12 protein-coding genes are annotated in these 12190 nt (G+C 46.1%); 10 read left to right on the top strand and 2 right to left on the bottom strand.

Annotated elements, in window-relative coordinates; translation table 11 throughout:
• The first annotated feature begins 21 nt into the window (after positions 1-21).
• The 6 genes from R7P69_RS08210 to R7P69_RS08185 all read left to right on the top strand — a co-directional run bounded on the left by R7P69_RS08210 (position 22) and on the right by R7P69_RS08185 (position 7888).
• Positions 22-1299 (top strand): NAD(P)/FAD-dependent oxidoreductase, encoded by a 1278-nt coding sequence (locus tag R7P69_RS08210; protein ID WP_053303134.1) that lies wholly within the window; start codon positions 22-24, stop codon positions 1297-1299.
• Positions 1300-1316: 17 nt separating this feature from the next.
• Positions 1317-2183 (top strand): N-carbamoylputrescine amidase, encoded by an 867-nt coding sequence (gene aguB, locus R7P69_RS08205; protein ID WP_238952306.1) that lies wholly within the window; start codon positions 1317-1319, stop codon positions 2181-2183.
• A 12-nt stretch (positions 2184-2195) separates the two neighbouring features.
• Positions 2196-3278, top strand: a complete 1083-nt coding sequence (gene aguA / locus R7P69_RS08200) for an agmatine deiminase (RefSeq protein WP_225466647.1) — start codon at positions 2196-2198, stop codon at positions 3276-3278.
• Between the two features lie 54 nt (positions 3279-3332).
• Positions 3333-4760 (top strand): NAD-dependent succinate-semialdehyde dehydrogenase, encoded by a 1428-nt coding sequence (locus R7P69_RS08195; RefSeq protein ID WP_238952307.1) that lies wholly within the window; start codon positions 3333-3335, stop codon positions 4758-4760.
• Between the two features lie 14 nt (positions 4761-4774).
• Positions 4775-6046: a 4-aminobutyrate--2-oxoglutarate transaminase gene (gabT, locus tag R7P69_RS08190; RefSeq protein ID WP_025766730.1), complete on the top strand. Its 1272-nt coding sequence runs from the start codon at positions 4775-4777 to the stop codon at positions 6044-6046.
• A gap of 345 nt (positions 6047-6391) precedes the next feature.
• Complete coding sequence (locus R7P69_RS08185) at positions 6392-7888, top strand: EAL domain-containing protein (protein WP_031777195.1); 1497 nt, start codon at positions 6392-6394, stop codon at positions 7886-7888.
• Between the two features lie 132 nt (positions 7889-8020).
• Here the strand turns inward: R7P69_RS08185 and R7P69_RS08180 are convergent, their stop codons facing one another.
• Positions 8021-8908, bottom strand: a complete 888-nt coding sequence (locus R7P69_RS08180) for a DMT family transporter (RefSeq protein ID WP_017820923.1) — start codon at positions 8906-8908, stop codon at positions 8021-8023.
• A 110-nt stretch (positions 8909-9018) separates the two neighbouring features.
• On the opposite strand from R7P69_RS08180, the gene R7P69_RS08175 reads away from it, so the two are divergent.
• The 4 genes from R7P69_RS08175 (at position 9019) to R7P69_RS08160 (ending at position 10948) form a co-directional block, all read left to right on the top strand.
• Positions 9019-9501 carry a MarR family winged helix-turn-helix transcriptional regulator gene (locus R7P69_RS08175; RefSeq protein ID WP_017633984.1) on the top strand — a complete coding sequence of 161 codons (483 nt, stop codon included), beginning with the start codon at positions 9019-9021 and terminating at the stop codon, positions 9499-9501.
• Positions 9502-9524: 23 nt separating this feature from the next.
• Positions 9525-9878, top strand: a complete 354-nt coding sequence (locus R7P69_RS08170) for an MmcQ/YjbR family DNA-binding protein (RefSeq protein ID WP_017633985.1) — start codon at positions 9525-9527, stop codon at positions 9876-9878.
• A 119-nt stretch (positions 9879-9997) separates the two neighbouring features.
• Entirely contained in the window at positions 9998-10432 is a 435-nt protein-coding gene (locus tag R7P69_RS08165) for a DUF962 domain-containing protein (RefSeq protein ID WP_005377800.1), read from the top strand.
• A gap of 204 nt (positions 10433-10636) precedes the next feature.
• Positions 10637-10948 (top strand): hypothetical protein, encoded by a 312-nt coding sequence (locus R7P69_RS08160; protein ID WP_005377799.1) that lies wholly within the window; start codon positions 10637-10639, stop codon positions 10946-10948.
• A gap of 150 nt (positions 10949-11098) precedes the next feature.
• On the opposite strand, the gene R7P69_RS08155 is transcribed toward R7P69_RS08160, so the two are convergent.
• On the bottom strand, positions 11099-12190 hold the full coding sequence (locus tag R7P69_RS08155; protein WP_025766727.1) for a hypothetical protein: 1092 nt from the start codon (positions 12188-12190) through the stop codon (positions 11099-11101).

Below are 12190 nucleotides of genomic sequence, written 5' to 3'. Positions count from 1 at the left end.
GATAAATAAAGGAATAGTTCTATGAACAAGCATACGGATTCGTTCTACGCGCACTCTGTGCCAAACATGCCGGAATACCCACAGTTGCAAAACGACATCGAGTGCGATGTGTGTGTAGTCGGTGCGGGATTTTCTGGTCTTTCTTCTGCACTACACCTTGCAGAAAAAGGTTTTAAAGTTGTTGTGCTAGAAAGCGCAAAAGTGGGCTTTGGAGCAACTGGTCGTAACGGTGGCCAAATCGTTAACAGCTACAGCCGAGATGTTGACGTGATTGAAAGCCGTTACGACCAAAACCAAGCCAAAGCTCTGTGCGATATGATTTTTGAAGGCGGCGATATCATCCGTGGCCTGATCGACAAATACGACATCAACTGTGATTACAAGCAAGGCGGCTTGTTCACGGCACTGAACAGTAAACAACTCAAAGGGCTAGAAGAACATAAGAAGAACTGGGAGCGTTACGGCAACGACCAACTGACTCTGCTTGACGCAGGAGAAGTAGAACAAGCGGTAGGCACCAAAGTGTACACTGGTGGCTTGTTGGATATGCGCGGTGGTCACATTCACCCGCTTAAACTCGCGTTAGGTGAAGCCGCTGCGTTTATTTCTCTGGGTGGCCAAATCTTCGAACAGTCGGCGGTCGTGTCGATTGACAAAGGGATTAACCCAGTAGTGAAAACGGCGCAAGGCAGCGTGAAGAGCAAGTACGTGGTACTGGCAGGTAACGCCTACCTTGGTGGTTTGGCACCAAACATCAGCAACAAAGCGATTCCGTGTGGCACGCAAGTGGTAGCGACTCAGCCTTTGAGTGATGAGCAGTTAAAACAAGTGCTAACCAGTGACTACTGCGTTGAAGACTGTAACTACTTGCTTGACTACTTCCGCTTAACCGCCGACAAGCGTTTGTTGTTCGGAGGTGGCGTAGTTTACGGTGCACGTGACCCAGAAAACATCGAATCACTGATTCGTCCGAAGATGGAGAAAGTCTTCCCACAATTGAAAGGCATCAAGATTGATTACACCTGGACGGGTAACTTCTTACTGACTTACTCACGCATGCCGCAATTTGGCTCGTTTGCAGACAACATTTACTACCTACAAGGCTACAGCGGTCACGGCGTAACGTGTACTCACCTAGCAGGTAAGTTGTTGGCTGAAACCTTGACTGGACACGCAGAACGCTTTGACGCGTTTGCGGCTCTGAAACATTACTCCTTCCCGGGGGGCCGCCACTTCCAAATTCCGTTTACGGCAATGGGCGCGGCTTACTACAACCTACGTGACAAACTGGCGATTTAAGAGATAAGGAATATCCAATGAGCAAAGTAGTGAAATTTGCAGCCCTTCAACTGACGAAAAACTGGGACCTGGAAGAAAATCTAGCTAAAGCCAAAAAGGCGATTCGCGAAGCAGCACAAAACGGTGCGAACGTGATTCTTCCGCAAGAGCTGTTCGCTGCACCTTACTTCTGCAAAAAACAAGAAGCGAAGTATTTTGAGCTTGCAGAAGAAACGGAGAATTGTCGTCTTATTAAAGAGATGAGTGCGTTGGCTAAAGAGCTCGGCGTGGTGATTCCTGTCAGCTACTTTGAAAAAGCGGGCAATACGTTTTTTAACTCGCTAGTGATGATTGATGCCGATGGTACGGTACTAGATAACTACCGCAAGTCACACATTCCTGACGGCCCGGGCTACAGCGAGAAGTACTACTTTAGCCCTGGCGATACCGGTTTCAAAGTGTGGCAAACCAAGTTCGGTAAGTTCGGTGCTGGCATTTGCTGGGACCAATGGTTTCCAGAGCTTGCACGCAGCTTGGCTCTGCACGGCGCGGAAGCGATTTTTTACCCAACTGCAATCGGTTCTGAGCCTCAAGATCCGACACTGGATTCACGTGACCACTGGCAACGTACAATGCAAGGTCACTCGGCAGCAAACCTCGTTCCAGTGATTGCGTCAAACCGAGTGGGCACTGAAGTCGATGATGGTATCGAGACGACGTTCTACGGCTCTTCTTTTATCACTTACCACACTGGTGCAAAAATTGCCGAAGCACCACGTGAAGGTGAAACCATCATTTACGCAGAAATCGACCTTGCTGCGACAGCGAAAGCGCGTCACGCATGGGGCTTGTTCCGCGACCGTCGTCCAGACCTTTACACCAGCGTTGGCAAACTAGCCGTTTAAAGAGGCATTAAAATGAAGTTATCGACAACACCAGCGCAAGATGGCTTCTATTTTCCGGCTGAGTTTCAGCCGGTTAGTGAAGTTTGGCTAGCGTGGCCAGAAAGGAAAGACAACTGGCGTGATGACGCATTACCCGCGCAAGAAACCTTTGCCAGAATCGCGAACTTAATCGCGGATGTGACCAATGTGTGCGTGGCGGTATGCTCGCACAACTTTGACCGAGCGCGTCAAATGCTCCACTCAGACGTACGTTTGGTGGAAATCCCATTTAACGATGCGTGGATGCGAGACATCGGGCCGACCGTGCTTGTTAACCAAGCGGGCGAGCGCCGTGGGATTAGTTGGCAATTCAACGCGTGGGGCGGCGAATACAACGGCCTTTACGACAACTGGCAGCAGGACGACCTTGTCGCTGGCTCGGTGTGCGACATCATCGGTATTGATCATTACCGTGCTCCGTTTGTACTTGAAGGAGGGGCGATTCACACCGATGGTGAAGGCACCCTTTACACCACAGAGGAGTGCTTACTCAGCCCAGGACGTAATCCGCAGTTGAGCAAAGCGCAAATCGAAGAGCAGTTAAAGGCGTACCTCGGTATCGAAAAAGTCATTTGGTTGCCAAATGGTTTATTCAATGACGAAACAGACGGCCATATCGACAACCTGATGCACGTTATCGCACCGGGTAAAGTGGTACTAAGTTGGACCGATGACCCAAGCGATCCGCAATACGCGTTATCTCGTCAAGCGGAACAAGTACTGAAATCTCAGCACGATGCGAGAGGGCGCGAGATTGAAATTGTCCGTTTGCCATTACCGGGTCCGTTGCATTACAGCGAGCGCGAAGCCAATGGCATTGACGCCAGTTCAGGAATGAGTCGACAAGCTGGCGAACGCCTAAGTGCCTCTTATGCCAACTTTCTTATCGTCAACGAGCATGTGTTCTTGCCGATGCTGGACGAAGAGACCGACGCTATGGCGATCGATATTTTGCAAAACGCGATGCCGGAATACCAAATCATCGCGATACCGTCGAGAGAGGTTCTACTCGGCGGAGGGAACATCCACTGCATTACGCAGCAGATCCCTGCTTAAACATAAACTCGCCGCTGGCTTAGCGGCGATGATGAGTTGTCAAAAGGAATGACCATGCAACAGATACAAAACCAAAGCCTTGTTTCGTTTATGGTAGCGAATCCACAACAGGGCATTGCAGTGACTAATCCGGCGACCGGAGAACTCCTCGGGTACGCACCAGTCTCAACCGAAAACGACATTTTAAATGGCATTGAACGTGCCATTGTGGCGCAGAAAGAGTGGGCGGCACTGCCAGCAAAAACGCGCGCTGGCATGCTTAATCGTTGGTTCCAACTCCTGCTAGAAAACAAAGCCGACCTTGGCCGTTTGATGACGTTAGAGCAAGGTAAGCCGCTAGCGGAAGCTCAAGGTGAAGTGCTTTACGGCGCGAGCTTTATCGAATGGTTTGCTGAAGAAGCGAAACGCACTTACGGCGAGACGATTCCTGCCCCAAGTGCAGACAAGCGTTTGGTGACCATCAAACAGCCAATTGGTGTTGCCTGTGCGATTACGCCTTGGAACTTCCCAATCGCGATGATCACGCGCAAAGCAGCGCCAGCTTTAGCGGCAGGCTGTAGCTTTGTCGTAAAACCATCTGAATCCACGCCGCTGTCAGCGTTTGCGGTTGCAGAGCTTGCCTATCAAGCGGGTATCCCACGCGATGTGCTGCAAGTGGTATTGGGGGAAAACTCCCGTCAGGTCGGTGCTATCTTCACTTCGCATCCGTTGATTCGCAAGTTGTCTTTCACTGGCTCTACCCAAGTTGGTAGTGTGCTGATGCAGCAAAGCGCGGCGGACATTAAACGTACCTCAATGGAGCTCGGTGGCAACGCGCCGTTTATCGTATTCGATGATGCCGACATTGATGCAGCCGTGGCGGGTGCGATGGCGTCGAAGTTCCGTAACGCAGGCCAAACGTGTGTTTGTGCGAACCGTTTCTATGTACACAGCAAAGTGTATGACGAATTCGTTGCTAAGTTTGACGCTGCGGTTCAGCAGCTCAAAGTTGGTAACGGATTGGAAGAGGGGGTCAACATTGGTCCAGTGATCAGCGAGTCAGCGAAGCAAGGCATTCAAGCGTTGATCGATGGTGCTATCGAGCAAGGCGCGAAGCCGGTTTCAGAACTTAAAAAGCTCGATGGTCTATTTATGCAGCCAGTGGTTCTCAAAGACGTTACTCACGACATGAAGATTGTTTCCGAGGAAATCTTTGGCCCTGTCGCGCCAGTGATTCGTTTTGACAGCGACGAACAGCTGATCGAAATGGCGAACGACACCATCTACGGTCTCGCGTCGTACTTCTACAGCCAAAACATTCACCGTGTTTGGAAAATCGCAGAAGCGCTCGAATACGGCATGGTCGGCATTAACGAAGGTATGATCTCTACTGAAGTGGCTCCTTTCGGTGGTGTTAAGCAGTCCGGTATCGGACGTGAAGGAGCAAAACAAGGTATCGATGAATACATGGACGTGAAATATCTCTGCTTTGGCGGCAACTAATTAAGGACAAAACAATGACAAACCAACAACTACACGAAAGAAGAAGCCAAGTTATCGCTCAAGGCATGGGCGCACTGTACCCACTTTACGTCGAGAAAGCAGAAAACGCTTACGTATGGGATATCGAAGGCAACAAATACATCGACTTTGCAGCGGGTATCGCGGTGACTAACACCGGGCATTCTCACAAGCGCATTAGCGAAGCGGTAAAAGCTCAGTTGGATAACTTTTCGCACACCTGCGCGATGGTTACGCCGTACGCGTCATTCGTTGAGCTGGCTGAAAAGCTGACAGAACTTGCACCGGGTGAGACTAAGAAGAAAGCGATCTTTCTAACCACTGGCGCCGAGGCGGTCGAAAACGCAGTGAAAGTAGCGCGCGCTCATACTGGTCGTAGCGGCGTGATAGCGTTCAAAGGCGGCTTTCACGGTCGCACAAATATGACGATGGGGTTAACCGGTAAAGTAGCGCCGTACAAAGCAGGTTTTGGTCCTTTCCCGAATGAAATCTACCACGCGCCGTACCCAAATGCGTTCCACGGCATCAGCATTGAGCAAAGCTTACAAGCGATCGACGACCTATTTGCGTGCGATATTGAACCTTCACGCGTTGCGGCGATCATCTTCGAGCCAGTACAAGGCGAGGGCGGCTTCTACAAAGCACCTGAAGCGTTTGCACAAGGCTTGCGTCAGCTGTGTGATAAGCACGGTATTATGCTGATTGCCGATGAAATCCAAACGGGTTTTGCTCGTACCGGTAAAATGTTTGCAACAGAATACCTAGGCATTGAACCTGACCTAATGACAATGGCGAAAGGCATTGCTGGTGGTTTCCCAATCTCAGCGGTAGTTGGGAAAGCGGATGTGATGGATTCTGCACTACCTGGTGGTTTAGGTGGCACTTATGCGGGCTCGCCACTTGGCTGTGTTGCTGGTCTTGAAGTACTGAAAATTATCGAAGAAGAAGACTTGTGTGCTAAAGCAATGGGTATCGGTGAAGTGGTCAATGCTCGTATGACAAAACTGCAACAGTCAGTGCCTGCTATCGGTGAAATCCGTACTACAGGTGCGATGATGGCGATTGAATTTACTGATCCTGAAACGGGTGAGCCGCTACAAGAGATGACCAAAGCGGTGATTTCTAAAGCGCAAGAAAATGGTCTGATTTTGCTTTCTTGTGGGGTAAAAGCGAACGTGATTCGCTTGTTGCCGCCGCTAACCATTGAGCCTGAAGTGCTTAGTGAAGGTTTAGATAAGTTGGAAAAAGTGATTCTTGAAGTGGCGTAATTCACGCGCTTTTAAATAGCAATAACAAATCAAGGAAGCGGTTGGTATCAATCGTTTCCTTTTTGTTTTTTAGCGTATCTGCTACCTATCTAAAAAGTATTGCTCAAGCTCCAAGTCGTCACTTTTATTACGGATGACTTAACAATTGGGCTCGTTCTTACTTTCCACTTAGTCGCTACTTTGTTCTCCTCGAATGTGGTTTGGTGCTCACATTCTAAATCCCGACATCTGAAAGCCACTTGAGTCTATAATTTTATTGAGCGTCATTCCTCACTTTTTGGACTATAAAAATGAGATAGTATTCATATCCCACTTAGGTTGCTTGACAGATTAGCAGGTCGAACTTTGATAACAAAGAATACAAGGTATGCCATTTTACTCGGCTTAGTTCCCATCGCCATATTTGTAGTGGCCTTTCATTCGATAACCAACTTTTACGTCAACTCGGTAAAAGCGTCGAAAATAGATGCTTACGTAGATTATTTAAATCAAAGGTCTGCCTATTTGGACGGAGCAATAGTGAAGCAGATTGCTCAGTTAGATTTTACTTGTAGTGATAGTGATGTAAGAACTTTACGCGACCCACGTTTTTATAACCGTTACATTCGTTTTATTGCGATGACCACAGAAGGCGGAAAAACGTGTTCCACGGTTGGTAGTGAAGTGTCTCGCCCATCTAGTAGTGAACGATTTCAGATGGATGAAAACTTTTTCGCATCACTTATTTTGCCGCAACAGAATGACCAAATAGAGTGGATGGTCATTTATGATAATGAACACGTTGAAGTCTTCTGGGTACTTGATAACAGTTGGGTTAACGAGGTAATAAAAACGCCTTGCAAAGACTGCCTATTTGTAGAGTTTAAGTATGATGAACCAATATTTGGTGATTTAACGATAAGCCGTGGCAAAGCGAATATTGCAGGAGAAGAAAACGCACTGTCAAAAGAGTTTTTCTTTTCAGGAGAGTCTCAAGCCAACATGCTCATCAAGATATACAGCGGTGAAAAACTTAAAAATTATGCTCAGGAAAGAGTACTTTTGTGGGGCGGTCTTGTAAGTGTGCTTGCTGGTCTTGTGACTGCCTTTGCATACATATCTGGTAAAAGCTTGAGAAAATCCATTACAGGTCTAATTGAAAATGGGATTAGTAATACAGAATTTATTCCTTACTACCAGGCGATTGTCGATAGTCGCGATGGTAAGACAGTAGGATATGAAGCTCTGATTCGATGGTCGCGACGTGATGGAATGGTGCCACCAAATATGTTTATTGGTGCTGCAGAAGAAAGTGGCCTGATTATCCCGATGACCAATCAGCTTATTCGTAAAATCATACAAGACTTAAGTGACTTGCCCGAGCATACGTGGGTCAGCATCAATATTGTTTCCTCCCATTTAGAGTCAGGCGTATTAACGAAGTTGCTGTCGGAGTTAAATTGGCCAATCTCGAATAGAATTCATTTTGAGTTGACCGAGAGAATACCAGTAAAAGACACTGAGGCCGCGAAAAAAGAGATTTTGTATTTAACGAATAAAGGCTACAAGTTCAAAATTGACGATTTTGGTACCGGATATGGTGGCTTTTCTTACCTACAAGATTTGGGCATCCGGTGTGTAAAAGTGGATAAGATGTTTATTGATCCAATAGGATCTGACGATCAAAAGTTGAAAGTGCTGGACTCAATTGTGTCTGCAGCGAACAAAGCGGAATGTGAGATGATTGCAGAAGGTGTAGAGAGCCAGGCTCAAGTCGAATATCTGGCTCAGCATGCGATTTACCTTATTCAAGGTTATGTTTACGCTAAACCAGAGCCCCTGACTAACCTTGCAAGCGCTTAACAGCCATAATGTCAAAACGTACCGTTTTAAAGGTGTCAGTTGCCTAGGTTAGCGCTGATTTCTGCTGATGGGGTTACACTTGAGGATTCCTAACACTCTCATTACTTCTAGAGTGTTAGGAATTAACGTTACTTAGGAGGAGAGTGCGGCTCTTTTCGTTTTGATTGACGTAATGAGCTGAGGTAGTAATGACATTACGATCATTCCTAGCATTAAGCTGTATTGCAGAGGAGTGAACGTTTCCCCCAATAGCAGTAGGCCCGAAACAATGCCTGCGACTGGGTTTGCAATACCACCAAAGGTAAAATCTACGACCGACATCCGCTGTAATAACCATACATACATGCCATACCCTAATGCGGTGTTCAGAATAACTACCCACAGTAACCCTAGAATATTCGTCATGGATACGTCCTGAACGACCGTAACATATGGCTCTGGATTGTTTATCGCCAGCACACTTGTTGCGATAGACATAATCACGCCACCCAAAATGAGCTGCCATGTTAGCACTGTCCACCAGTGCATTTTTGTACCTAGTGACTTTGTTACGCTACTTCCTATCACGATGCACATAATGGCGGAGATCATCGCAAGTAAGCCCACGGGTTCGAGAGAAATAGAGCTAGGATCAAATAAGAACCAAGCTAAAGCAATCAAAGTTGCGCCGCTTATCGCTTGAATGCCACTAGGCTGACGTTTGTAGACCGCCCAACCAAACAGCATCGCAAAAACGGGGACCGAAACCATACCAACACCAGAGATGGCAGAAGGAAGCGTCAACGCCATGACAAAAATGAGACCAAAGAAGCAAGCGATGTTGATGGTTCCTAAAACAAGCAGCACTTTCCACTCACTTCTTTTTGGAAACGAGGGCTTTATTGCCAGCAACAAAAGACCCGCAGGCAGTGCCCTTAGAGCACCAAGTAAAACGGGAGGCCAGTCCGGTAGAGTAAACTGAGTAACAGCATAAGTCGTCCCCCAAAAAAAGGCAGGAATCATCGCAAGTAAAATGTTCATGTTAAATATCTTTATGTAGAGATAATTAAATGTAACGATATCGGCAAGGTGGCTTTTTGTAAAGTATCTTTATGTTAAAATAAAAAATATATGATGTTTGGAGAGAAATAATGGATGCAATTGATAGAGTGGTAGAGCAGTGGGCTAGGGAGAAGCCAGACCTCGACACTGAACCGATGGCAATAATGGGTCGACTAATGCGAATTGCAAAACACATGGAATCTAGGGTCGCCGAGCTACATAAGAAGTACGATCTGAAAATGGGTGAATTTGATGTGTTAGCGACATTGCGTCGAGCTGGTTCACCATATTGTCTTACTCCCTCAGCGTTAATAGAGTCAATGATGCTCACTTCGGGTGCGATGACCAATCGCTTAGATAAACTAGAGAAGAAAGGGTTTATTACCAGAACCCATAGCAAAGAAGACCGACGTAGCGTCACCGTTGAACTAACAGAGCAAGGCTTAACCTTAATTGACAAGCTAATTTTGGAGCATGTAGACGTTCAGCAATCGTTATTGCATGGTTTAGAAGGCAATGAAAAAGAGCAGGTTAACCAGGCGTTAAAATTGCTATTGCCACAATTTGAGTGAGAACGCAGAAGGAGGTAGGGGATATGAAAAGCAAAGAACTAGAACAATACTTAAGTACCTTCATGTGTGCAGAAAGTGATTTCCCATTTGGGCCTGAAGCGCTTGTATACAAAATCAAAGGCAAGATGTTTGCCATCATTGCAGAGAGAAACGGTCGGGAGTATGTCAGCGTAAAAGTAAAACCAGAAGATGGAGAAGTCTTAACGTCGCAGTTTACGGATATTATCCCGGGTTATCACTTAAATAAGCGTCATTGGATAACGGTTTATTTTAACGGTGATGTCGAGGATGGGTTGATTCAAGATTTGTGTGAACGCTCTTATGCTCTTGTCGTTGCCAAGCTGCCGAAAGCACAACGAGCGTTGCTTGGTGAGTAATCGGCAACGCACTGGCCTCTGTTGTCTTGTCGCTCGTTGCTCGTAGCCTTTACGGAAAAATTCGCACCTTTTTCATCCTCGGGCTATATAAGAATAAGAAGGTGGAAAAGGGGAATGATATGCGAGCATTATCTGAATGGCTAAAAGAATATGGTGAGAGTCACCAAAACCCTATCAACCAAAAGATTCACACAATCGCAGTTCCAGGTATTTACCTTTCTGTGGTTGGACTTATTTGGTCGATTCCCCAGATTTCATTATTAGGCTTCGAACTTAATTGGGTTTGGGTAGCGGTGATCCCCACTTGGGTTTTCTATTTTCGTTTGTCTCTGAGCGTATTCATGATGATGATCGGCTACACATTAGCGTGCATTGGCCTTATTTGGTCTCTAGAGGTATTGATGTTGCCCGTTCTGCATATTTCTATGCTTTTGTTTGGCGTATTGTGGATATTGCAATTTATCGGTCACAAGATTGAAGGTAAAAAACCGTCGTTTTTTGAGGATTTACAGTTTCTACTCATCGGCCCGATTTGGGTGTTCAGAAAACACTAGCGATAAGCAAAATCAGGCATCATCCGAATGACACAAGACATATAACGTTCAGAGATTATGTAGCTCTTACTACAGAATATCTCTCCTTCTTATTGCCACGACAAGCATTCACTTTAGATACGCACTATGATTAAAGAGGTGCCAACGCACTTTACGCTATCGAGATGCTTAAACTTACGGCAAGTTTACTTTAGGGGGGGATGAATGTACGATCGACAATATAAATATGCCTATTGGAGAGAAGAGCGTAAAAAAGGCAAATGGCACTATATATTAAAGTCCTTCTTTATGATTTGTTGTGCATTACTGCTTGGTAAAGTCATCGGTTTGTTCATTTTTGGAGAGCTGCATTCTTTAAGCGACATTTGGGAACAACTCCCAGCGGATGTTTTTATTATGATGCTCGTGGGCTTTCCAATTAGTGTCCTTGGTTGGTACCACGAAGAGTCAAAGTTTTTCCGGGCACTGCGACGCAAAGAAAAGCGGTTAAAAGGCAATCAAAATAAACCGAAATAGAGTAACCTTTGTCTCTGTTTGGATTGCCACTTACCTATCTGATCGATTCTATCCCTTCCAGTTGTTTAGCGTTTAGTTACGTGTTGCAAAAAGCCTTCTTAATACAACAAACAGCCCCCAGTGTTGTGGAAGTTGGTACTGTAAGAAACATTAAAAAACGAAGTTGAGCATTAGCGTATAAAGGCTCGCACTGTCATCCTTTGGGGCTGATGAAAACGCGCCAGAGCTATTATTGTAGGCGTTGAACCTTTGCCATTCTGCGTTTAGGGAAACGTTGTAATCTAGGTCGTATCTCAATCCGAGTAAGAAACTGTCTCCACTTTTTTTATCCCGACTATTAAACTGCTGACCGTAAACAATATAAGGAGTCAGCTTGTTTACATTATAACTTGTTGTCGCGTACCAAGATGAGGAAAGATTGCTGGTCTGTCCTTCTGCCATAATCACAATGTTATCGAGCTCGTATCTTAACCCTAGAGAGAACAGATCGATCGTGTTGTTTTTTTCTGTTTCAACTAGACGGTCAATGATTGTGGTTCCGCCACCGGGAGTGGACTGCTCAATGTTAGAGAGCGTCGTTGTTTGATCATAATCGCCGTGGAGGTAGGAAAAATTCCAACGATAGCTCTCTCCGCTTAGCGTTAAGTTCATCCCTGCAGTATTGTTTGACTCAATTTCCAATTCAGTACGTTCATTGATGGTTACGTCACTATTGTCTTTAAACCCGACAAACGGCATGGCAGTAAGTACGACTTGCTCATTGAGGTCATGAATCCAGCGTGCAGATAGGCCGTTATAAGCCGTGATACCTAGAATGCTGTCATATACCTCATTCGGTGGGCGGGCTTGGGTAAAAGCGTGGCCGACATAGTTGTACTCAGACATCAAAAACAGTGGCAGTCTTAAGCGTCCTCCTCGTATTTCTATGTTTTGATAGGTATAAGCCAAATACGCCCACTCGAGCTGAGGCGAGCTCCAATGGTCTTGCGGGCGCTTTACGACTTGTGCGGATGCCCGAAATGCCTTGTGAAAATAATCGAGCTGCATGCCGAAAGTGGTATCGCAATCGAAACAAGATTCATCGCCAATAAAGCGGTTAACTAGTAACGTAGTTGGGTTATCGGATTTTGCCCACGAAGTAGAGCCAAAACCACTTAAAGAAAGTTGTTCTGTTAGTTCAATCGTGGCTGAGCTCGGAAAGGTCGCGATACTCAGCGATAACATGGTTAAATATTTTTTCAT

It is taken from the genome of Vibrio sp. 661, assembly GCF_033339315.1.
Classification (GTDB): domain Bacteria; phylum Pseudomonadota; class Gammaproteobacteria; order Enterobacterales; family Vibrionaceae; genus Vibrio; species Vibrio alginolyticus.
Note: the sequence above shows the minus strand (reverse complement) of the source record. Positions and strands in the feature narration are given on the sequence as shown.

Bases quoted from the DNA above. Each gene is read 5' to 3' on its own strand.
- R7P69_RS08210 (WP_053303134.1), top strand. From the start codon at position 22: ATGAACAAGCATACGGATTCGTTCTACGCGCACTCTGTGCCAAACATG.
- aguB (WP_238952306.1), top strand. From the start codon at position 1,317: ATGAGCAAAGTAGTGAAATTTGCAGCCCTTCAACTGACGAAAAACTGG.
- aguA (WP_225466647.1), top strand. From the start codon at position 2,196: ATGAAGTTATCGACAACACCAGCGCAAGATGGCTTCTATTTTCCGGCT.
- R7P69_RS08195 (WP_238952307.1), top strand. From the start codon at position 3,333: ATGCAACAGATACAAAACCAAAGCCTTGTTTCGTTTATGGTAGCGAAT.
- gabT (WP_025766730.1), top strand. From the start codon at position 4,775: ATGACAAACCAACAACTACACGAAAGAAGAAGCCAAGTTATCGCTCAA.
- R7P69_RS08180 (WP_017820923.1), bottom strand. From the start codon at position 8,908: ATGAACATTTTACTTGCGATGATTCCTGCCTTTTTTTGGGGGACGACT.
- R7P69_RS08175 (WP_017633984.1), top strand. From the start codon at position 9,019: ATGGATGCAATTGATAGAGTGGTAGAGCAGTGGGCTAGGGAGAAGCCA.
- R7P69_RS08170 (WP_017633985.1), top strand. From the start codon at position 9,525: ATGAAAAGCAAAGAACTAGAACAATACTTAAGTACCTTCATGTGTGCA.
- R7P69_RS08165 (WP_005377800.1), top strand. From the start codon at position 9,998: ATGCGAGCATTATCTGAATGGCTAAAAGAATATGGTGAGAGTCACCAA.
- R7P69_RS08160 (WP_005377799.1), top strand. From the start codon at position 10,637: ATGTACGATCGACAATATAAATATGCCTATTGGAGAGAAGAGCGTAAA.
- R7P69_RS08155 (WP_025766727.1), bottom strand. From the start codon at position 12,190: ATGAAAAAATATTTAACCATGTTATCGCTGAGTATCGCGACCTTTCCG.